The sequence below is a fragment of the Telluria sp. AIW5 genome (genome assembly GCF_056680575.1).
This window is the reverse complement of sequence record NZ_CM155289.1, coordinates 4,374,587-4,396,115: the sequence shown is the minus strand read 5'-3', so window position 1 is coordinate 4,396,115 and position 21,529 is coordinate 4,374,587. Positions and strand designations below refer to the sequence as shown.

Here is a 21,529-nt window from a genome sequence, read left to right as displayed (position 1 = left end):
ATGCTCGAACAAGCGGTGAAGCCCGCGCTGGAACTGGCGCCGCAACTGAATACGTCGCTGCTCGACCAGATCGTCGAGCAAAGCCGGGTTGCCGCTTCGCCCAGCGAACACGAACGCGCGCGCGATTTGATTTCCGAGCTCGTGACCCAGGTGATGTCGGGCACGATGGTGGTGTCGAACAACCTGTCGGCGATGATCGATGCGCGCCTGGCGGAACTGGACCGGATGATCTCGACCCAGCTCTCGGCCGTCATGCATGCGCCCGAATTCCAGAAGATGGAGCGCAGCTGGACCGGCCTGCAATACCTGGTGAAGAATTCGTTCACGAGTTCGGGCCTGCAGATCCGCATGCTCAACGCCAGCAAGCGCGAACTGGTGAAGGACTTCCAGGCCGCGGTCGAATTCGACCAGAGCACCCTCTTCAAGAAGGTGTATGAAGAGGAGTTCGGCACCTTCGGCGGCGCGCCCTACGGCACCCTGGTCGGCGACTTCGAAATGAGCCGCCAGCCCGAGGACATGTACTTCCTAGAGCAGATGTCGCACGTGGCCGCGGCCAGCCATGCCCCCTTCGTCACCTCGGCCGCGCCGGAACTGTTCGGCGTCGACAGCTTCGGCGACCTCGGCAAACCGCGCGATCTGGCGAAGGTCTTCGATACCGTCGAATACGCCAAGTTCAAGGCGTTCCGCGAATCGGAAGACTCGCGCTATGTCGGCCTGACGCTGCCGCGCTTCCTCGGGCGCCTGCCGTATAACCCGGTGGACGGCATGACCACCGAAGGCTTCAATTATGTGGAAGACGTCGACGGCACCGATCACAGCAAATACCTGTGGTGTAACGCCTCGTATGCCTTCGCGTCCAAGCTGACGCGTGCCTTCGAGGACTACGGCTGGTGCGCGGCGATTCGCGGCGTCGAAGGCGGCGGCCTGGTCGAGAACCTGCCGACCCACACGTTCAAAACCGACGAGGGCGAAGTCGCACTGAAATGCCCGACCGAGGTCGCGATCACCGACCGCCGCGAAAAGGAACTCTCGGACCTGGGCTTCATCTCGCTGGTGCACTGCAAGAACACGTCGTACGCGGCCTTCTTCGGCGCGCAGTCGGCGCAGAAGGCGAAGAAGTACGCCAACGAAGCGGCCAATGCCAACGCCATGCTGTCGTCGCAACTGCAGTACATCTTCGCCGTTTCGCGCATCGCCCACTACATGAAGGCCATGATGCGCGACAAGATCGGCAGCTTCGCCGCCGCCTCGAACGTCGAGGATTACCTGAACCGCTGGCTGACGCAATACGTCCTCCTGGACGACAACGCCAGCCAGGAACAGAAGGCGCAATTCCCGCTGCGTGAGGCAAGCGTCCAGGTGTCGGAAATACCGGGCCGCCCCGGATGCTACCGCGCCGTGTCCTTCCTGCGTCCCCACTTCCAGCTCGATGAGCTGTCCGTTTCGCTCCGACTGGTCGCGGAGTTGCCGCAGTCGACCAAAAATTGAATCACTCGTCACTTCACCACTCTCAACCTGAACTGGAGTAAGCAAACATGGCAATTGACGTATATCTGCAGATCGATGGCATCAAGGGCGAATCGATGGACGACAAGCACAAGGACTGGATCGAGTGCACCTCGGTGAACTGGGGCGTGAGCCAGCCCCGTTCGGCCACGGCCTCGACCGGCGGTGGCCACACGGCCGAACGCTGCGAGCACAAGGAAGTCACCTTCACCAAGCTTGCCGACCTGGCTTCGCCGATTTTGCTGCAGACCTGCTCGGCCGGCAAGACCATCCCGAAAGCGAAGCTGGAATTCATGCGCGCCGACGGCCAGGGCGAGCGCATCAAGTACTTCGAGATCGAACTGGAGAACGTCCTGATCGGCGCAATCATGCCGGCGGTGCACGAAGGCTCGATCATCCAGGAGCAGGTCGGCCTGAAGTTCTCGAAGATCAAATGGAAGTACACCCAGCAAAAGGTCACCGGCGGCGCCGGCGGCAACACCTCGGGTGGCTGGGACCTGGCGACCAACAAGATCGCCTGATCGTAGCGCCGGGCGCGTCACCGCATGGTCACGCGCCCCTTTTTTTTGATCCCGTCAGAGGAGATCCCATGAAAGGCTTCACGCCCGGCCTGCTCGACCGCCTGATGGACGAGCGCAGGGAACCGGGCGCAGCCTCCCCGCCGACGACCCAGGGCTTGCACCTCGACCAGATCAAGGACCATGTAGCGCGCGACCTCGAGGCCTTGCTCAATACCCGCGCGGCGCTGCCGCCTTCGGTATTCGAGCGCTTCCCGCTGGCACGGGCGTCGATCCTGAATTATGGACTGGTCGATTTCGCCGGTTTCTGCCTCTCCAGCGACGAAGACCGCGTCGCCATCTGCGCCAGCCTGAAAGCCGCCATCGAAATCCACGAGCCGCGCCTGAAGGACGTCAGCGCCAGCCTGGAGCTGGTCGAGGGCAGCGTCAACCGGCTCGACTTCGTCATCCACGCGCGGCTGGAACTCGATTCCGGCGGCGATACCGTCAATTTCAGCGCCGTGCTGCAGCCTTCTTCGCTGCACTACGCGATCAGGAAAGTGGCGCGGCCGCGCCCTGAGCGCAGCCGCCGCCAGGCATAACCCGACACAAAGGACGCGACACGCATGGACATCAACCTGAAAACCCTGATCGGCAAACTGAACGACGCGACGCGCATGGCCGCCACGCGCGCAGCCAATATCTGCGTCGGGCTGGGCCAGTACGAAGTCGATATCGAGCACCTGTTCCTGGCGCTCCTCGAGCAGCCCGATTGCGATGTGGTGGTCGCCGCCCGCGCCTGCGATATCAGCGTCACCAGACTGGAAGCGGACCTGCGCCACGAGGTGGCGCGCTTCGCCGCCGGCAGCGCGCGCACGCCCGTGTTTTCGAAAAATCTGCCGATGCTGCTCGAACATGCATGGCTGATCGCCTCGCTCGGCACGGGCGGTCCGAACACGATCAGGAGCGGCCACCTGCTGCTGGCGCTGCTCACCGAACCGAGCCTGGGGCAACTGGCCCAGCGCGCATCGACCCTGTTTGCCGAGTTTCCGCTCGACCGCCTGAAGCACGATTTCGACAAGCTCACGCGCGGCTCCGGCGAGACCGTCGCCCCTGCTTCCTGCATGACGCGGGGGCAGGGGCAGGGCGGCGATCCGGTGGGCGAGCTGGAGTCGCAAGCGCCCGGCAAAACGCCGGCGCTCGACCAGTTCACCACCTGCCTCACCAGCCGCGCGCGCGAAGGCAAGGTCGATCCGGTGATCGGGCGCGATCCGGAAATCCGCCAGGCGATCGACATCCTGATGCGGCGCCGCCAGAACAACCCGATCCTGACCGGTGAAGCCGGTGTCGGCAAGACGGCAGTGGTCGAAGGCCTTGCGCTGCGCATCGTGCAGGGCGACGTGCCCGAGGTGCTGCGCGGCGTCGAGATCCACACGCTCGACATGGGCCTGCTGCAGGCCGGCGCCAGCGTGAAGGGTGAATTCGAGAACCGCCTCAAGAACGTGATCGATGAAGTGAAGAAGAGCCCGCACGCGATCATCCTCTTCATCGACGAAGCGCACACGATGATCGGCGCGGGCGGCGCGGCCGGCCAGAACGATGCGGCGAACCTGCTGAAGCCGGCCCTGGCGCGCGGCGAGCTACGCACGATCGCCGCCACCACCTGGAGCGAATACAAGAGGTATTTCGAGAAGGACGCGGCACTGGCGCGGCGCTTCCAGGTGATCAAGGTCGAGGAGCCGGACGAGGAAACTGCCTGCGCCATGCTGCGCGCGATGGCGCCACTGATGGAGCAGCACTTCGGCGTGCGCGTCTACGACGAAGCCATTACCGAGGCGGTGCGACTCTCGCACCGGTATATCAGCGGGCGCCAGCTGCCGGACAAGGCCATCAGCGTGCTCGATACGGCCTGCGCCAAGGTCGCGCTGGGCCAGAGCGCCACGCCGGCGCTGCTGGAATCCTGCATGCGCCGCATCGAGCGCATCGACGCCCAGGTCGCGTCGCTCGAACGCGAGCAGAGCGCCGGCGGCGAACACTCGGCCCGCCTGATGCAGCTGCGTGGCGACCGGATGGCGGCGCTGACCGAGCAGGAGCGGCTGACCGCGCGCTGGGAGCAGGAACGCCAGCTGACCGCCGACATCGCCCGCATGCGCGGCGAACTCGAAGGCGGGCGCGCTTCGTCCATGAGCGCCCCGGTCTTGAAAGCCGCGCTCGGCGAGCTGCGCAGCGTGCAGGGCGAGGCGCCGCTGGTGCCGGTGCAGGTCGACGGGCACACGGTCGCCGGCATCGTCGCCGCCTGGACCGGCATTCCTTTGGGCCGCATGGTGAAGGACGAGATCAGGACCGTGCTGCAGCTGCAGGCGCTGCTGGACGAGCGCATCCTCGGCCAGTCGCATGCGACCAGCGCCGTGGCCCAGCGCGTGCGCACGGCGCGCGCCAACCTGGACGATCCGAACAAGCCGAAGGGCGTGTTCCTGTTCGTCGGCACCTCGGGCGTCGGCAAGACCGAGACCGCGCTGGCGCTGGCCGACCTGCTGTATGGCGGCGAGCGCAAACTCGTCACCATCAATATGAGCGAATACCAGGAAGCGCACAGCGTCTCCGGGCTGAAAGGCTCGCCGCCGGGTTATGTCGGCTATGGCGAAGGCGGCGTGCTGACCGAAGCGGTGCGGCGCAATCCGTACAGCGTGGTGCTGCTGGACGAGGTCGAGAAAGCGCACCCGGATGTACTCGAGCTGTTCTTCCAGGTCTTCGACAAGGGCGTGCTCGACGACGCCGAAGGGCGACAGATCGACTTCCGCAACACGATCATCATCCTGACCTCGAACACGGCGTCTTCCACGATGATGCAGGCTTGCCTGAACAAGACGCCGGCCGAGATGCCCAAGCCCGAGCAGCTGCTCGAAGCGATCCGTCCACAGCTGATGAAGCAGTTCAAACCGGCCTTCCTCGGCCGCCTGGCGACCGTGCCTTTCTATCCGATCGCCGACGAGGTGCTGGCCAATATCATCCGCCTGAAACTGAACCGCATCGGCCAGCGCGTGCGCGACAACCATGGCGCGACCTTCGAGTACGACGAGGCGCTGGTCAATGCGGTGCTGAGCCGCTGCACCGAAGTCGATTCGGGCGCGCGCAATGTCGACACGATCCTGAACGGCACGCTGCTGCCCGAGATCGCCGACAGCGTGCTGGCGCGGATGGCCGAGGGCGGGGCGATCGCGCGCATCAAGGTCGGCGCAACCAGGGCCGGCAAATTCAAGTACGCGATCGACGCCGCCTGAGGACCGCCATGTTCAAGGTCGAACAATTACTCAACCCGGTCAGCGCGGCCAGCCCCTGCGGCGAGGACCTCGCGTTCTCGCCCGAGATCGATGCGATCGCCCAGGCGCGCAAGGCCGACGATCCATCGATCGAGCAGGGCGCCTGGGTCACGACGCTGAAAGAAGCGGACTGGAAGTTCGTCGCGAAACGCTGCGCGCACCTGCTCGAGACGCGCAGCAAGGACTTGCAGCTGGCCGTCTGGCTGGCCGAAGCGAGTGCCAAAACGGGCGGGCTGCGCAGCCTGGGCGAGGCGCTGCAGGTGGTCGCCGCGCTGTGCGAACGCTTCTGGGACGGGCTGTATCCGCAGCCCGACGAAGGCGGCTTCGAGCAGCGCATCGGCAACCTGTGCTGGATTGCGGCGCGCGTGCCGCAGCTGGTCACCGAGTGTCCGGTGACCGAAGGCGCGGCCTTTTCGATGCGCGATATCGAAGCGGCGCGTGCCCACGGCGCCGAGGCGATCGCCAATGTCGAGGCGGCCCGTAGCCGGACCTCGAAAGTCTTCCAGCAGTCGCTGCTGGAAGACTGCACCCACTGCCTGGCGGCGCTCGCGCAGCTTGAAAATGCGGTCGACGCGCGGCTGGGTGCCGACGGCCCGGGCTTCAGCCTGGCACGCACTGCGCTGCAGAACCTGGCGCATTTCGTCACGCCTGCCACGGCTGCCGTCGCCGCCGCGCCAACGGCGCTGCCGGCCGTAGCACAAGCGGGTGCGCTCATGCCTGCGGCAGCAAGCCTGCCGGTATTCGCGGGCGCGATCGCCAGCCGCGCACAGGCGCTCGGCCAGCTGCGCGCCGTGGCCGACTATTTCCGCCAGACGGAGCCGCACAGCCCGGTCGCCTACCTCGCCGAAAAGGCGGCGCGCTGGGGCGAGCAGCCGCTGCACCTGTGGCTCAAGACAGTCGTGAAGGATGCGGGCGCGCTGGCCCACGTCGAGGAAATGCTGGGAATCGTGCAGGAAGAGAAGGGTGGATGAAATATTCTTTCATCCAGCGACTTCGGATGAAAGAATGTTGCAGGGCGGCGCAAGCCGCCCTGTTTGCGTTAACCGACGCCAAAGCGGTGGCCTGCACGCCTTTTACTGAGCAGGCTTGTCGCCCGGCTGTGCGCCCGATGCTGCCTTGTCCGCCCCTGGGTTGACCAGTGAGGAAGCCTTGGCAATCTGCTCCTCGACATTCTTGACGGCGTCGCGCGTGGCCTGGGTCACCTGCTCATAGCCCTTGAAGGCATTGTCGATCGCCGCCTTGATAATTTCCACCGCGTTTTCCGATCCCGGCTTCACGTTTTGCGTGACGTCGTAGATCAGCGCCGACAGCGTGCTCTTCGCCTCGGCCACGTGGACGTCGGCGGCGCGCCGGAACTCGCTTTGCATCTCCTCGATGATGACCTTCATCTGGTCGCGGTATTCGACGCTGCCGGACATATCCGGGGTCATCCGCGCCGACAGTGCGTCGAAAGCGGCGCGCGCGTCGCGTGCCTGGGAAACGTCGCGGCTGGCGGCGAGCGTTTTGTCCATCGTGCTGCGGGCGGTGGCCATGTTCAGGGCCATCACCTGTTCCAGTCCCTTCACAGTCTTGTTGGCAAGCATGTCGAAGGTCTGCATTTGCAGGTCAAACAGGGTTTTGGTAGCGGATGCGAATTGTTCCGGACTCGTGAACATCAATGTCTCCTCGGTTCTAATGAATACAGCGATCGGCGACCTGCGACTAACGAAACCTATTATTTAGCAACGATGAGCTTTTCGCAACGGCTGTCCCGATAGGAAGCCGGCAGGCGTGCGAACGCAGGCATCGTAGCCCGAGCATAGCCCCTTATCGGGCGCCGTCAAGGAGTTTGTCTTGAGCTTCCCACGGTGGGAAGGTGTATCCTGCCTGTCGATGACGGGAGAGAACATGGAAGCATTGAGTATCGGCGAGGCGGCGCAGGCGTCGGGGGTGTCGGCCAAGATGATCCGCCATTACGAGTCGATCGGCCTGATCGGCGCGGCGCGGCGCACCGAAGCCGGCTACCGGCTGTATGCGCAGCGCGACGTGCAGGTGCTGCAGTTCATCCATCGCGCTCGGGCGCTGGGCTTTTCGCTGGAACAGATCCGCGCATTGCTGGCGCTGTGGCAGGACAAGGCACGCGCCAGCGCCGACGTGCGGCTGCTTGCGCGCAGCCATATCGCGGAACTGGAAAAGAAAATTGCGGAGATGGAGGCGATGAAACGGACCCTGGCGGCGCTGGCGGCATCCTGCCATGGCGATGCACGTGCCGATTGCCCGATCCTCGACGACCTGGCGAGTCGGGAGGGGAGTGAAGCTGGTCGATAGCGCACGTACGAACTTTGCGCCCCGGTTTGCGGTCAAAGGGCTTGGTTCGACGGATCGAGCGTGTGGAGAATCCACTGTGAGCTGGGAAGACTACCAAAACGGACTCAACGGCATCGGCGGCGGGTCCGGCATGGACTATTTGAAGGGCGTGAACGAACGCGAGCGCGATCGTGCGGCGCAGAAGCCCCAGCCACCACCGCCACCCGCGCCCGGTCCGGGCCTGACCACTTACCATGCACCGCCGACTGGCCCTGTATGGCGTGGCGGTGCCGGAGGCCGCGAGGCAATCCACGCGGCGCCAGCCACTCTTCGCTCGATGGCGAAGTCCGGGGCAGGTCTGCTCTGCGTGCTGTTCGTTGGCTACCTGCTGCTCATCGATCCTGCGTGGACATGGGGCAAGCTGGTCATCGGCGCGGCCGGGGCCGCTGCGGTCGGCGCTATCGCGGGCGCGGCCCTGTACGTCGCGATCAGGATTTTGCTGAAACTGCTCAAGATCGCCGGGGTGCTGCTGCTGATCGGTGTGGTGCTGGATTTTGCCAACGTGATCAATCTTGCCGACGTACTCGGTCGCCTTGCGCGGATGGTCGGCTTGTAATCGTGGCCGGCTGAAAATTCGACAGCGCGCGCAAAAACGCAAAATGCAAACGCAATAACGCAAAACGCCGCAATCCTTTTGCAAAGATTGCGGCGTTTTGCGCCGGTCAGCCATCAACCAGAAAACTTTGGTGCCCACGGAGGGACTCGAACCCCCACACCTTGCGGCACACGGACCTGAACCGTGCGCGTCTACCAATTCCGCCACGTGGGCACTGCGATTACGATATTACGATATTACGATATTACAATTGCCAACAACATTCCAACAATGAGTCATGCGCTCAAGAGCACATGCTACGCGGATTTAATGCCAGTAGATGGTGCCCACGGAGGGACTCGAACCCCCACACCTTGCGGCACACGGACCTGAACCGTGCGCGTCTACCAATTCCGCCACGTGGGCATTTTATTACGACATTACAATTAAAACGGCACATCAAAATATTGCGGAGTGCTTCCAGTAGATGGTGCCCACGGAGGGACTCGAACCCCCACACCTTGCGGCACACGGACCTGAACCGTGCGCGTCTACCAATTCCGCCACGTGGGCATTTTACTGCTGAAGCCAACATCATTTCGGCGATGAGTCTCTGTGCTCAGGAGCACAGGCTGCGTTATCTATCGCCGAAGCTGATACAATATCAGGCTTTCCTGTTTTTCGCTAGATCAACTTTCGCTGCTCCGGCGCAGGACTTCCTCTTATTGCCCCTGCTTTTCTTCGCTCAAACAATGCTGTCGTTGCGAAAGAGCCGAGATTATAGCGGAAGGTTTGCAAAAGTCAAAGACCCGCCTGCCTGGGCCTCGGGCAGCCTGGACGCCCCGCACGCCAGCACGCTATGTTAGGCGAATAGCGCCGTCCTCCGTTACACTACGCCTGACAAGGTGTCAATCCAACCACGGCGCCGGCCGGTCCGGATCCTATTAAAAAGAATTCAAGAAAACGATTTGAAGCAACCTACTCATACTATTCCTAGCCGAGAGGAAATCCTCGGTGTGTTCCGTGATGCAGGCACGTCGCTCGATGCGACCACGCTCGCACGTGCCCTCCAAGTCAATCCAGCCGCCCAGGAAGTCCTCGGGCGCCGCTTGAACGCAATGGAACGCGACGGCCAGATCCGCAGCGAAGGCGAGGGCGCTTATGCACTCGCCGACCAGGCTGGTTTTATCGCAGGCAAGGTCGCCGCGCACCGCGACGGCTTCGGCTTCGTCATTCCCGACGAGCCGGGCAACGACCTTTTCCTGAACGACAAGGAAATGCAGAAAGTGCTGCATGGCGACCGCGTGCTGGCGAAGGTCACCGGTACCGACCGCCGCGGCCGCCTCGAAGGCACGATCGTCGAGGTCGTCGCGCGCGCCAACACCCACGTCATCGGGCGCCTGCTCAATGAAGGCGGTGTCTGGATCGTCTCGCCCGAAGACCAGCGCATGAACCAGGACATCCTGATTGCCGGTTCTCCCGGCAAGGCGAAGGCCGGCCAGGTGGTGAGCGTCGAACTGATCGAACAGCCGGCGCGCTTCCAGAAGCCGACCGGGCGCATCGTCGAAGTACTCGGCGAGCTGGACGACCCGGGCATGGAAATCGAAATCGCCGTGCGCAAGTTCGGCGTGCCGCACGTGTTCTCGCCGAACGCCCTGAAGCAGGCCAACCGCCTGCCGAACGAAGTGATCGATGCCGATCTCGCGGACCGCGTCGACCTGCGCGACGTGCCGCTGGTGACGATCGACGGCGAAGACGCGCGCGACTTCGACGATGCGGTGTATTGCGAGCCGGTGAAGATCGGCCGCGAAAACGGCTTCCGCCTGCTGGTCGCGATTGCCGACGTCAGCCACTACGTCAAGCCGAACGATGGCCTCGATGCCGACGCCATCGAGCGCAGTACCTCGGTATATTTCCCGCGCCGGGTGATCCCGATGCTGCCGGAAAAGCTGTCGAACGGCCTGTGTTCGTTGAACCCGGCGGTCGACCGCCTGAGCCTGGTGTGCGACATGGTCGTCAGCAGCGAAGGCGTGGTCCAGGCCTACCAGTTCTACCCGGCCGTGATCCACTCGGCTGCGCGCCTCACCTATAACCAGGTCGCCGAGATCCTGGCCGAGCCACAGGGCGAGGAAGCGGCCCGCCGTCCGGCCATCGTGCCGCACCTGCAGAACCTGAACGGCGTGTTCCAGGCGCTGCTCGGCGCGCGCCAGCTGCGCGGCGCGATCGATTTCGAGACGACGGAAACCTATATCGTCTGCAATGCGATGGGCAAGATCGAAAAGATCATCCCGCGCACCCGCAACGACGCGCACCGCCTGATCGAGGAATGCATGCTGGCCGCGAACGTTTGCGCCGCCGACCTGCTGATCCGCCACAAGCATCCGGGCACCTTCCGCATCCACGCCACGCCGACCGAGGAAAAGCTGAACCAGCTGCGTACCTTCCTCAAGATGACCGGCCTGAACCTGGGCGGCGGCATGAAGCCGAGCGCGAGCGACTACGCGGCCCTGATGCGCGAGATCAAGGAGCGTCCGGACGCATCCCTGCTGCAGACCATGCTGCTGCGTTCGATGCAGCAAGCCGTCTACAGCCCGGACAACGTCGGCCACTTCGGCCTGGCCTACGAGGCATATGCCCACTTCACCAGCCCGATCCGCCGCTACCCGGACCTGCTGACCCACCGCGCCATCAAGGCGGTGCTGGCCGGTAAAAAGTACGAGCCGAAGGGCATCGATCTCGCCAAGCTGAATACGACGATGTCGAACGCCGGGCGCAAGCAGGCGGCGAAGCACAAGGCCGAGGGCACCGCCAAGGATCCGAAAGACCTGACGATCTGGGATGCCCTGGGCGTGCACTGCTCGGCCAACGAGCGCCGCGCCGACGAAGCCTCGCGCGACGTCGAGAACTGGCTCAAGTGCTACTTCATGCAGGACAAGCTGGGCGAGTCCTTCACCGGCATCGTCGCCGGCGTGACGACCTTCGGCATCTTCGTGCAGCTCGATGAACTGTACGTCGAAGGCCTGGTCCACGTGACGGGCCTGGGCGAAGATTATTTCCAGTACGACGAAGCGCGCCACGTGCTGCGCGGCGAACGTACGGGTAAAACCTTTGGCCTGACCGACCGCGTCACCGTGCAGGTGGCCAAGGTCGACCTGGAAGCACGCAAGATTGACCTCGTGCTGGCGCAGGACGGCAGCACTGAAGCGGCGCCTGTGCAACAGCGTGAGCAGGGTCGTTCGGGCGGTCGTCGCGACGAGAACAAATCGGACCGCAACCGCGGTTCGAACGCCCAGCCGGCAGCCCCGGCACCGGCGGCGCGCCCGGCCGGCAATGGCGCCGCGGAAGAAGGCAAGGGCAGCCGCTCGAAGCGTTCGCGCCGCGGACGCAAGGAGCGCGCAGCGGCACGTGGGCTGGCAAATGAGCTGGCAGGCGATCTGCCGGTGATGGCGCAGCAGCAGCCTGAATCGCAAGCGCAGTCGCAGCAGCCGGCCGCCGGCAATGCTGGCGAGACCGCCGGCAGCGGCAAGTCGAAGCGTTCGCGCAAGGAGCGCAGGGAGCGTGCAGCCGCGCGCGAGTTGGCAAACGGATCGGCGATCGAATCGGCGAACAATGTAGCCGCCGAACTGCCGGTGATCGAGCAGGCCCAGCCGGCGCCAGGCCAACTGGCGGACATCGGCCAGGAGACCGGCGCATCCAAGCGAGCACGCCGTGCGCGCAAGGAGCAGGAAGCCGCGCCCCAGGTGCCGGTGCAGGCGAGCGTCCAGCCAGCCGTGGCCGAGCCGGTGCAAGCCGCTCAGCCGGTGGCCAGCATCGCCGAGGCGAAGCCTGCGCGCCGTCCGCGCAAGGCGCCCGCCGCGCTCGACATGGGTGCAGCGGTAGCACCGCAGCCGGTCGTGGACGTCGTCGAAGCACCTGCGCCGGTCGCCGCCAAGCGTCCGCGCAAGGCCAAGGCAGTCGCCGAGGCGCCGGTCGAGGCGGCACCAGCCGTCCGGGCCGAACCTGAGGCCGCGCCGAAACGCGCGCGCCGCGCCAAGGCAGCCGAACCGGCAGCGGCGGCTCCGGCACCAGCACCGGAAGTCGCTGAGGAGGCGCCAGCCAAGCCGCGCCGTGCCCGTGCGGTCAAGGCCGCGCCGGTCGTGCAAGAGAGCATCGCCGTGCCAGCCGCTGCAGCAAAAAAGAGCGTCGCCAAAAAGGCCGTCGCCAAAAAAGCCGTCGCCACAAAGAGCGTCGCAACAAAGAGCGTCGCCGAAAAGAGCGTCGCCACGAAAGCCGCCACCAAGGCGGTCACCGCCAAGGCGGGTAGTACACCATCCAAAACGAGCAGCAAGAAGAAAAGTAACGCATGAAGAATAAAATGATTTTCGGCTTCCACGCCGTGACCTCGCGGCTGCGCCACGAAGCCCAGTCGGTGGAAGAGATTTTTGTCGACGCCGAGCGCAATGACGGCCGCATGAAGGACCTGATCGCCAACGCGAAAGCAGCCGGCGTGCGCGTCATGCCGGTCGAGGCCGGGCGTCTCGATAAAATCGTCGGCACCCGCCGCCACCAGGGCGTGATCGCCTTCGCCAGCCAGCTGGCACTGGCGCGCAACCTCGACGAACTGCTGGACGCCATCGAAGGCCCGCCGCTGCTGCTGATCCTCGACGGCATCACCGACCCGCACAACCTGGGCGCCTGCCTGCGCGTGGCCGACGGCGTCGGCGCGCACGCGGTCATCGTGCCGAAGGACCGCGCGGTCGGCCTGAACGCCACCGCCGCCAAGGTCGCCAGCGGCGCCGCCGAGACCGTTCCGTACATCACGGTGACGAACCTCGCGCGCACCATGCGCGAGCTGAAGGACCGCGGCATCTGGCTGATCGGCACCTCGGACGACGCCGAGAAGGGCCTGTACGAAGCCGACTTCACCGGCCCGACGGCGCTGGTGATGGGTTCCGAAGGCGAGGGCATGCGCCGCCTGACCCGCGAAACCTGCGACCTGCTGGTCAATATCCCGATGTTCGGCTCGGTCGAGAGCCTGAACGTCTCCGTCGCTTCGGGCGTTTGCCTGTACGAAGCACGCCGCCAGCGCGGTATCAATGCCTGAAAGCCGGTGCTAATTCCTTAGCCTGGTTTCATAGTCTGTTTGAACGCGTGGGCATGCCCGCCCTACGGTAAGCAACAGCTAAGGGCTCGATTCCAGCCCGTGGCCGGTGTGCACCGTAGGGTGGGCATGCTCACGCGGAACATGCCCACCAATCACGGTGCTGGCAACAGCCCCACCGAAGCCCGCACGCAAGCAAGCGTGGCATCCAGAATCGCCCCCCTTCCAAGCAACAAGTAGCCGTATAAGCTACCATTTGTCCCTGTTTTCCTCCTGTACTGATTATGTTTTCCTCGTTGCGCGAAGATATCAAGAGCATCATCGAACGCGACCCGGCCGCCCGTAACGGCTGGGAAGTGCTGACCTGCTACCCGGGCCTGCACGCCATTGTCATGCACAATTGGGCGCATGCCTGCTGGCACCTCAGGCTGAAGTGGCTCGGCCGCTTCATCTCCTACCTTGCGCGGGTCATCACCGGCATCGAAATCCACCCCGGCGCGACCATCGGCCGGCGCGTCTTCATCGACCACGGTTTCGGCGTCGTGATCGGCGAAACGGCGGTCGTCGGCGACGACTGCACGATCTACCAGGGCGTGACCCTGGGCGGCACCACACTGGTCGCCGGCACCAAGCGCCACCCGACGCTCGAGCGCGGCGTGATCGTCGGCGCCGGGGCCCAGGTGCTGGGCGCGTTCACGGTCGGCGAATTCGCGAAGGTCGGCTCGAATGCCGTGGTCGTGAAGCCGGTGCCGGCCGGCGCCACGGCGGTCGGCAACCCGGCCCACATCATCCGCAAGGAAGACCAGTCGAGGAGCGCGCGCATGTTCGCGGCGTATGGCGTGGCGCCGAACGGCGACGATCCGATTTCCAAGGCCCTGCGCGGCCTGATCGACCATGTGGCGCGCCAGGACGAGCAGCTCGAACGGCTGACCGCCACCATCAAGGCGGCCGGTATCGCCTGTCCGAACATCTGCGAGGGTGATAAACTCGATTCGGCCGAACTGAACCGGCTGGTTGATTAATCGCGCGCTCAAAGGAATCCCATGACTGAAGAAATCATTGCCGGTGTTGGCGCGGCGCCGGTACTCGACCCGTTCGAGATCCGCGTGCTCGCGGTGCTTGCCGAAAAAGAGGCGCTGACGCCCGACAATTACCCGATGTCGCTGAACGCCATCGTCAACGGCTGCAACCAGCTGTCGAGCCGCGATCCGGTGATGCAGTTGTCGGAAGAAACCGTGCAGGACACCCTGCAGCGCCTGATCGAGCGGCGCCTGGTCAGCGGGGTCAGCGCCGCGGGCGCGCGCGTGACCAAGTACGAACACCGCATGCGCATCAAGTGGACGCTCGAACAGGACAAGGTAGCCGTGCTGACGGTGCTGATGCTGCGCGGCCTGCAGACCGCCGGCGAGATCCGCACGCGCACCGGACGCCTGCACGAATTCAAATCGGTGGCGGACGCCGAGGCAGCGCTGCAGTTCCTGATCGACAAATATCCGCCGCTGGTGGCCCGGCTGGAGCGTGCGCCGGGCACCAAGGAGCCGCGCTACGGCCAACTGCTGGGCGGCGAGATTTCAGTCGCCCGCGACGATTCGGCTTTCGGCGCAGTCTCGGCACCGGCACCGGCACCGGCACCGGCGCCTTCCAGCCGCATCGGCCAGCTGGAAGACGAAGTCGCCGCATTGCGCGGCGAGCTTGACGCACTCAAGGCGCGGTTCGAGGCGTTTCAGCAGCAGTTCCAGTAACCGGTCCGGCAAGCGCGGCAGTCGCCCCGGGTTTGCGGGCAGGCTCCTCGAAGGCCAGCTCGATCAGGGCATTGTCGCTCCAGCCCGGTTCAAACAGGGCCACGCTGAAGCTGTGGTCCTCGGTTTTCAGCTCCTCGCTGCGTTCGCCTTCGCGCAGGACGGCCGCGACAAGCTGCTCATCGGTCGTGAAGCTGAAGGTATAGTCCTTGCGGTCGAAGAAGGCGCACCAGTCGCTCGTACGCAAAACACCCGTGATGGCCAGCTTGCCCCACAGGGGAATCTCCGCCTTCCCGATGCCGATCAGGACCTTGCACTCGAGCCGCAGGTCGCCCAGGCGCCGTACGTTGTCCGGGAGCCCCGGCGTACGCACGTACGGCACCATCCGGTAGTAGCGCCGCGTCTGGTTCAGGACCAGCTCGCTGTTCGCATCCAGCGCCGCCTCGCTGCGCGGCACGGTGAACAGCCTGGTGCTGTCGAGCGCGACCGGCAGGATGAAACCGCCGTCGCCCTCGAGCCGTACCTGCAGCGCTTCCTTCGGATCCGGTACCGTGATGCCGGTGCGATGCCGGATCCTGAACTGCAGCGCCGGCACGCCTGGCGCCAGCGCATGGTATTCATCGAAAGCATCCAGGCCGGCCAGGACCGACTTGTACTTGCGCAGTTCAGGTTTGCGAATCGCGTTGACATGGATGGTCGAAGGCTCGTCTACCCCCGGCACCGCCGCGGCCGGGCCGCAGCAGAGCAGGGAGCCGAGCGCACATGCAAGCAATGAGCGTCGCATCATCAACCTTCATCGCGCCAGCGGCGCAGGCGGATCGCCCCAAGAATCATCGCCACGCCCGCCAGCACCCCGGTCCAGAGCGCCGGCTTGCCCAGCGTCGACCACGAGTAGCCGAGCATGGTCAGCATGTCGACACCGTGATGGGTCGGCAGCGGCAGCTCGCCGCCGGCGTTCATGAACCAGGTGCCGGGAACCAGGCCGAGCAGGATGGTCTCGAGCACGTTATGGATGATCCAGCCGGCGTTGATCGTCAGCCCGCTCGTCATGCCCAGCAGGAAGTCGAGCCACTTGAGCAGCACGGCGGCGATCAGCGGCACGCCGACGGCCCACAGGAAGACCTTCGACTTTGCCCAACTCGACACCAGCATCAGCCAGCCCGCGGTCGGCAGGGCCCACAGGATATACACCGGCAGCATGCCGACCAGGTAGAGCGGCGCCAGGTAGAAGTTGACGTTGGTAAGCACGGCGCCGAACAGGCTGACCCCGTGGTAGCTGGCGGCGATCCCGCCGAAGAACAGGATCGCCAGCGCCGCCGCGGTCGCCACGCCGATCGAGATCAGGGGCGCGACGACCAGCACCGTGACCAGCTTCGAGAGCACGGTGTCGGCATCCGAGATCGGCAGCGACTTCCAGAACAGGATGCTGCGGTCGCGCCGGTCGTCGTACAGGGCGGACAGGCAGTAGAAGAAGGCGACGACCGGCAGCACCACGAAGATCGGCGCGCCCACCGCGATATAGTTGTTGGCGGCGAGCCTGGCCATGTCCGCGCGTTTTTCGGGCGTCACGACCTTCGAGATCGAGGTGTTGTGCACCTCGTCGCCATTGACCTGGATGGTGATGCTGTCGCCGTGCATCTTGCCGCTCGAAATGCCGTAGCCGACGACGCCGCCGACCAGCACCACCATGATGATCGCGGCGATCAGCGGCGCCCACACGAAGCCGCCCTTGTGCTCCCAGAACTCGCGGCGGAGCAGCCATTTCATCGTATTCATGCGTAGGTTCCTTTCATGGTTGCCACGAACAGGTCGGCGACGCTCGGATTGCGCGTTTCGCCCAGGGCGGACAGCTGGGCCCGCGACACGCCGCCCGCGCGCGCCGAGTCGAACAGCATCACGTTCTTGCCGAACACGGTGCGCTGGTCGAGCGGCTGCAGCGCATTGGCGGCGTTCACTTTGTCGGCGGCCACCATCACTTCGACATAACGCTCGCCCACTTCGTCCATCGACGCGGCCAGCACGATGCGCCCGTCGCGGATGAACAGCAGGTCGGTCAGGATGTGCTCGACTTCCTCGACCTGGTGCGTCGTGATGATGATGGTCTTGTTTTCGTCAAAATAATCCTCGAGCAGGTTCTGGTAGAACTGCTTGCGGTAGATGATGTCGAGGCCGAGCGTCGGCTCGTCGAGCACGAGCAGCTTGGCGTCGATCGCCATCACCAGCGCCAGGTGCAGCTGGACGATCATGCCCTTCGACATTTCCTTGACCTTCATGGTCGGGCGCAGCCGGGTATTGGCGATGTAGCGCTCTGCACGCGAGCGGTCGAAGCGGGGATGAACGCCGGCCACGAAGTCGATGGCATCTATCACGCGCAGCCAGCGCGGCAGGATCGCCACGTCGGCAATAAAACAGACGTCCTGCATCAGGGCGTCGCGCTGGGTGCGCGGGTCCAGGCCCATCACCGTCAGTTCGCCGTCGAAGGGGATCAGGCCCAGCGCCGCCTTCAGGGTCGTGGTCTTGCCCGAACCGTTGGGACCGATCAGGCCGACGATGCGCCCGGCCGGGATATCGAAGTCGATGCCGTCGATGGCGGTCTGCTTGCCGTAGCGCTTGGTCAGGCCACGGGCGGAAATCACGGCGCTCATGCTGTGCCTCCCGGCTGCGTAGTGTGCAGCAATTGTTCGACGTTCAGACCGAGCAGGCGGATGCGTTCCACCATGGCCGGCCATTCCTCGCGCAGGAAGCGTTCCCGTTCGCTTGCAAGCAGTTTCTCGCTCGCTCCTTCAGTGACGTACATGCCTATCCCCCTTCGTTTTTCTACTAGGTTTTCGTCCACCAGCTCCTGGTACGCCTTGGAGACGGTGATCGGATTCAGTTGGTACTCGGCCGCAATCTGGCGAACCGAGGGCAGGGCGTCGCCGGCTTTCAGGATGCCGTCGAGCATCATCTCGATGACCCGGTCCTTGAGCTGCCGGTAAATCGGTGCGTTGTCGTTCCAGCCAATATTCATGGATGGCCTCCCTGTCGCTCGGGTGCTGCAGCATGGTCGTGCATGTCTGGCTCCTGTGGATGAAGTGTCGCTTTGGTGTTGTAGTGAACTATAACAGTGACACTTTTTGAGGCAGGCGGAATGCGACGAACTGCACAAAAACCGGCGTGAAGCGCGCAAACGCCGCGCCAAACCGATGGGCCGCAGGTCGGCACGGTGTGGCGGGACATACACAGGGCGGGCTTCCAATTTGTTTCATTTCGGCATGATAGGCTAAATAATTGCTTGAAAACTAACCAACTATTGCATTTAGTCGCGGGGAGTGGGGACGGGCTGGCTGGTCCCACCGTTCGTCGCCACGGGGAAATTTCTATTGAGCGACACATCCAAAAAAAATGTGTAAAAATCAATTATCAAGAATTATTGTAATTTTTTTATCATAACGTTTCGTGTCGAATAGATGAACGGCGTGGTTTGCCCCCCCAGTAAGTGCTCAAGGAGAAAAAAATTGAAACTCAAACGATTTGAATATGCAGTTGCCACGGCGCTGCTGGTATTACTGGCTGGTTGCGGCGGCGGTGGCGGCGGCGGCGGCGGTTCGACCACCCCGGCCAACCCGACCGGCCCGACGTCGCCGGCGGCCCAGTACACCGTGGGCGGCACCGTGGCCGGCCTCGGCGCCGGCGCGGTCGTCACCGTCAGCAACGGCAGCGACACGAAGCTCATCACCGCCAACGGCCCGTTCACCTTCGACACCAAGCTCAGTACAGGCGCAGCTTACGAGATCAAGACGACCTCGCCGCAAGGATTCACATGCCAGGTCACCGATGGCAAGGGCACGATCGGCAGCGCCAACGTGAACGCCACGGTTGCCTGCGCCCCAGCCTACGGTAACCAGGTGGCCGGCCAGATTGCCGGCCTGTCGACCGCCCTGAAGGAGCCGCTCGCGATCACCTCCGACGGCGCCGGCAACCTGTACGTCGCCGATGCCGGTCCGCACGCCATCTTCAAAGTCGATACGGCTGGCCAGGTGAGCACCTTCGCCGGCAAGACCGGCAAGCCGGGCATGGCCGACGGGAACGCCGACGGGTCGCAGTTCTGGCTCGGCGGCGCCGGCGGCATCGCCCTCGATGCGCAGGGCAACCTGTTCGTGTCCGACGGTTGCAACGGCGAAATCCGCAAAGTGGCCGCGGACGGCACGGTATCGACGCTGGCCGGCCATGGCTCGACCGCCTGCAACAACGTGGTGACGGCCACGACCCGGGTCGACGCCACTGGCGCCGCCGCCCGCTTCGAACGCCCTGGCTCGCTGGTCGCCGACGGCGCCGGCGGTGTCATCGTGATCGACACCAATGGTGCGCTGCCTGCGGTGCGCCGCGTCAGTGCGGCCGGCGTGGTCACCACCCAGACCTATGCCCAGCCGGAGGCAGGTACCACGCTCACCCTGCAGCGCATCGCTCGCGCGCCCGACGGCACGCTGTACTTCTCCGACGCCACCAACCGCATCTGGAAAGACGTCGGCGGTTCGCTGGTCCTGTTCGCCGGCAAACTGCTCGGTACCGGCTCGATCGACGGCGCCGGCGCCGCGGCCCGCTTCAGCGCCATCACCGGCATGGTCATCCTGCCGAACGGCAAAATGTATGTGACCGACCTCGCGTCGGTGCGTGAAGTGAGCGCGACAGGCGCGGTCACTACGCTCGCCGGCAACAACGCCAACCGCGGCTACAAGGATGGGCAGGGCGCGGCGGCCGTCTTCGGCACGCTGCTGTCGATCGCCTTCGACGGCACCAACCTGGTCGTCGTCGACAGCGGACAGGAAATCCTGCGCAAGGTCAGCTTGACCGGTGCGGTGACGACCGTCTCCGGAACCCCTGCGCTGCGTGACAGCGTCGACGGTCCGGGCATCGCGGCACGCTTCGGCTCCTTCAGCGCACTGGCAGCGGGCACCGACGGCAAGCTGTATACGGTCGACCCGGCGCGCAATGTGGTTCGCATGTCGACGACGGGTGGTGTCGTGACGACGATCGGCGGTACCGGCGCGTCCGGCAATGCCGATGGCGCACTTGCGACGGCCACGTTCGCAACGCCTAACCGGATTGCAGCGGGCAAGGATGGCAGCCTGTGGATCGCTCAAACGACGGGCCTGCGGCGTATCGTGAACGGCATCGTGTCCACCCCGAATGCGACCGTTCGTCCAATCAATCTCGCCATCGACCCGACCAACGGCGATGCGATCGTGGTGACGGGTACCAACACGAGCGAGGTGCTGCGCGTTACCGCAGCAGGCGTGCCCTCGACAATCGTGACGCAGGCGCAGGTCGCAGCCCTGTTCCCGAGCCGTACGGGTGTCAAGTTCACACCGCAATCGGTCGCCGTCGATGCCGCCGGTAACATCTATATCGCCGATACCGCAACGGTGGCAGTCTACAAGCTGCCGGTGTCCGGGCCGCTGAGTGTGTTCGCCGGCACGCCGTTCAACGAAGCCGGCAATATCGATGGCCCGGTCGGCACCGCCACGCTCGGTTTCTATGAAATCGATCACATGACGATCGACGAGCAGGGCAACCTGTACCTGAGCGGCCAGGGCAGCGTACGCAAGATCAGCGCGACCGGTGTCGTATCTTCGCCAGGCTTTGGCTGGGGCAACGCCGACATCGGCGCGCTGACCTACGCCAATGGCAAGCTGTACGGCATGACGCGTTACGCGCTGCTGCAGTCCTCCCTGCCGTAATTCAGGGCAGGACGGGCAAGCCGTCGATGCCATGCCGCGTTAGCGAGCCATGGTCATCGACGGCGATCCAGCCGCCGCGCGGCGGCTGGAGATCGAGTTCCCAGTCGGGCAGGACATAGCGGCGCTTGCCGCCGTGCAGGTGCAAGGCAGGACGGTGGGTGTGGCCGTGGATCAGTACATCGGCACCGGTGGCCTCGAACACAGCGTCGATGGCGCCTGGGGTGACATCCATGATCTCGTAGGACTTGGTCGTATGCGCCTCGCGGCTGCCTTCGCGCAGGCCGGCGATGATCGCCTTGCGCTGGGCCAGCGGCATGGCCAGGAACTGCGCCTGCCAATGCTTGTCGCGCACCATTGCGCGAAATTCCATATATTTACTATCCAGCGTGCATTCGGCGTCGCCGTGCACGAGCGCAATGCGTTGGCCGCCGATCGTGGCCACGTGCGGTTCTTCCAGCAGGCGCAGGCCGGCCGCTTCGGCGAAACCATCGCCAACCAAAAAGTCGCGGTTACCCGCCATCCAGAACAGTTCGACTCCGGCATCCGCAAGGCGCCGCAAGGCCGCGATCACGCGTGCGTGGAAGGGCGTCTCGAGGTCGTCGTCGCCGGCCCAGTATTCAAAGATGTCGCCCAGGAGATAGAGCTGCCGCGCATGCGCCGCATGGTCTTCAAGGAAGCGGAAGAAGGCATCGGCCGTGTGCGGATGGGATTCCTGCAGGTGCAGGTCGGAAATGAAGAGCGCGGCCGTGCGCGCGGGAGTGGACATGGAAATACGGGCTCCCGCGC

General features: G+C 64.5%; 17 protein-coding genes, 3 tRNA genes and 1 pseudogene. 12 read left to right on the top strand and 9 right to left on the bottom strand.

What is annotated here, in order from left to right:
• The 5 genes from tssC (at position 1) to tssA (ending at position 6,294) form a co-directional block, all read left to right on the top strand.
• Positions 1-1,488 (top strand): type VI secretion system contractile sheath large subunit, encoded by a 1,488-nt coding sequence (tssC, locus tag AC1MEM_RS19405; RefSeq protein WP_499477698.1) that lies wholly within the window; start codon positions 1-3, stop codon positions 1,486-1,488.
• Between the two features lie 47 nt (positions 1,489-1,535).
• The gene (locus tag AC1MEM_RS19400) at positions 1,536-2,027 is read left to right on the top strand and encodes an Hcp family type VI secretion system effector (protein ID WP_499473264.1); all 492 of its coding nucleotides are present in this window, start codon (positions 1,536-1,538) and stop codon (positions 2,025-2,027) included.
• 68 nt (positions 2,028-2,095) lie between these two features.
• Positions 2,096-2,605, top strand: a complete 510-nt coding sequence (gene tssE, locus AC1MEM_RS19395) for a type VI secretion system baseplate subunit TssE (protein ID WP_499473262.1) — start codon at positions 2,096-2,098, stop codon at positions 2,603-2,605.
• A 24-nt stretch (positions 2,606-2,629) separates the two neighbouring features.
• Complete coding sequence (gene tssH, locus AC1MEM_RS19390) at positions 2,630-5,284, top strand: type VI secretion system ATPase TssH (protein WP_499473260.1); 2,655 nt, start codon at positions 2,630-2,632, stop codon at positions 5,282-5,284.
• 8 nt (positions 5,285-5,292) lie between these two features.
• Positions 5,293-6,294: a type VI secretion system protein TssA gene (gene tssA / locus AC1MEM_RS19385; protein WP_499473258.1), complete on the top strand. Its 1,002-nt coding sequence runs from the start codon at positions 5,293-5,295 to the stop codon at positions 6,292-6,294.
• Between the two features lie 102 nt (positions 6,295-6,396).
• Here the strand turns inward: tssA and phaP are convergent, their stop codons facing one another.
• A complete protein-coding gene (gene phaP, locus AC1MEM_RS19380) occupies positions 6,397-6,978 on the bottom strand; it encodes a TIGR01841 family phasin (protein ID WP_499473257.1) in 582 nt (193 codons plus the stop codon).
• Positions 6,979-7,210: 232 nt separating this feature from the next.
• On the opposite strand from phaP, the gene cueR reads away from it, so the two are divergent.
• Both cueR and AC1MEM_RS19370 read left to right on the top strand, forming a co-directional pair.
• Positions 7,211-7,630: a Cu(I)-responsive transcriptional regulator gene (gene cueR, locus AC1MEM_RS19375; RefSeq protein ID WP_499473255.1), complete on the top strand. Its 420-nt coding sequence runs from the start codon at positions 7,211-7,213 to the stop codon at positions 7,628-7,630.
• A gap of 76 nt (positions 7,631-7,706) precedes the next feature.
• A complete protein-coding gene (locus AC1MEM_RS19370; RefSeq protein ID WP_499473253.1) occupies positions 7,707-8,225 on the top strand; it encodes a hypothetical protein in 519 nt (172 codons plus the stop codon).
• 128 nt (positions 8,226-8,353) lie between these two features.
• On the opposite strand, the gene AC1MEM_RS19365 is transcribed toward AC1MEM_RS19370, so the two are convergent.
• The 3 genes from AC1MEM_RS19365 to AC1MEM_RS19355 all read right to left on the bottom strand — a co-directional run bounded on the left by AC1MEM_RS19365 (position 8,354) and on the right by AC1MEM_RS19355 (position 8,777).
• Positions 8,354-8,438, bottom strand: a tRNA-Leu gene (locus tag AC1MEM_RS19365).
• Positions 8,439-8,545: 107 nt separating this feature from the next.
• A tRNA-Leu gene (locus AC1MEM_RS19360) sits at positions 8,546-8,630 on the bottom strand.
• A gap of 62 nt (positions 8,631-8,692) precedes the next feature.
• Positions 8,693-8,777 (bottom strand) — tRNA-Leu (locus AC1MEM_RS19355).
• Between the two features lie 395 nt (positions 8,778-9,172).
• On the opposite strand from AC1MEM_RS19355, the pseudogene rnr reads away from it, so the two are divergent.
• From rnr to AC1MEM_RS19335, 4 genes and pseudogenes are all read left to right on the top strand, one after another.
• Positions 9,173-11,389, top strand: a pseudogene (rnr, locus tag AC1MEM_RS19350) (ribonuclease R); the annotation flags it as partial.
• A gap of 1,157 nt (positions 11,390-12,546) precedes the next feature.
• Positions 12,547-13,287: a 23S rRNA (guanosine(2251)-2'-O)-methyltransferase RlmB gene (gene rlmB / locus AC1MEM_RS19345; RefSeq protein WP_499473251.1), complete on the top strand. Its 741-nt coding sequence runs from the start codon at positions 12,547-12,549 to the stop codon at positions 13,285-13,287.
• Positions 13,288-13,568: 281 nt separating this feature from the next.
• The gene (gene cysE / locus AC1MEM_RS19340) at positions 13,569-14,306 is read left to right on the top strand and encodes a serine O-acetyltransferase (RefSeq protein WP_499473250.1); all 738 of its coding nucleotides are present in this window, start codon (positions 13,569-13,571) and stop codon (positions 14,304-14,306) included.
• A 21-nt stretch (positions 14,307-14,327) separates the two neighbouring features.
• Entirely contained in the window at positions 14,328-15,026 is a 699-nt protein-coding gene (locus AC1MEM_RS19335) for a YceH family protein (protein WP_499473248.1), read from the top strand.
• On the opposite strand, the gene AC1MEM_RS19330 is transcribed toward AC1MEM_RS19335, so the two are convergent.
• The 4 genes from AC1MEM_RS19330 to AC1MEM_RS19315 are packed head-to-tail and all read right to left on the bottom strand — an operon-like array spanning position 14,986 to position 18,033.
• Complete coding sequence (locus AC1MEM_RS19330) at positions 14,986-15,810, bottom strand: hypothetical protein (RefSeq protein WP_499473247.1); 825 nt, start codon at positions 15,808-15,810, stop codon at positions 14,986-14,988. The genes AC1MEM_RS19335 and AC1MEM_RS19330 overlap by 41 nt on opposite strands.
• The gene (locus AC1MEM_RS19325; RefSeq protein WP_499473245.1) at positions 15,810-16,799 is read right to left on the bottom strand and encodes a hypothetical protein; all 990 of its coding nucleotides are present in this window, start codon (positions 16,797-16,799) and stop codon (positions 15,810-15,812) included. The genes AC1MEM_RS19330 and AC1MEM_RS19325 overlap by 1 nt, the downstream gene beginning before the upstream one ends.
• Positions 16,796-17,668 (bottom strand): ABC transporter ATP-binding protein, encoded by an 873-nt coding sequence (locus tag AC1MEM_RS19320; protein ID WP_499473243.1) that lies wholly within the window; start codon positions 17,666-17,668, stop codon positions 16,796-16,798. The genes AC1MEM_RS19325 and AC1MEM_RS19320 overlap by 4 nt, the downstream gene beginning before the upstream one ends.
• Positions 17,665-18,033, bottom strand: a complete 369-nt coding sequence (locus AC1MEM_RS19315) for a GntR family transcriptional regulator (protein WP_499473241.1) — start codon at positions 18,031-18,033, stop codon at positions 17,665-17,667. Before AC1MEM_RS19315 ends, AC1MEM_RS19320 begins: the two co-directional genes overlap by 4 nt.
• Before the next feature lie 487 nt (positions 18,034-18,520).
• On the opposite strand from AC1MEM_RS19315, the gene AC1MEM_RS19310 reads away from it, so the two are divergent.
• Positions 18,521-20,743, top strand: a complete 2,223-nt coding sequence (locus tag AC1MEM_RS19310; protein WP_499473239.1) for an NHL repeat-containing protein — start codon at positions 18,521-18,523, stop codon at positions 20,741-20,743.
• A 1-nt stretch (position 20,744) separates the two neighbouring features.
• Here AC1MEM_RS19310 and AC1MEM_RS19305 read toward each other — a convergent pair whose 3' ends face one another.
• Complete coding sequence (locus tag AC1MEM_RS19305) at positions 20,745-21,509, bottom strand: UDP-2,3-diacylglucosamine diphosphatase (RefSeq protein ID WP_499473237.1); 765 nt, start codon at positions 21,507-21,509, stop codon at positions 20,745-20,747.
• Positions 21,510-21,529 lie beyond the last annotated feature (20 nt).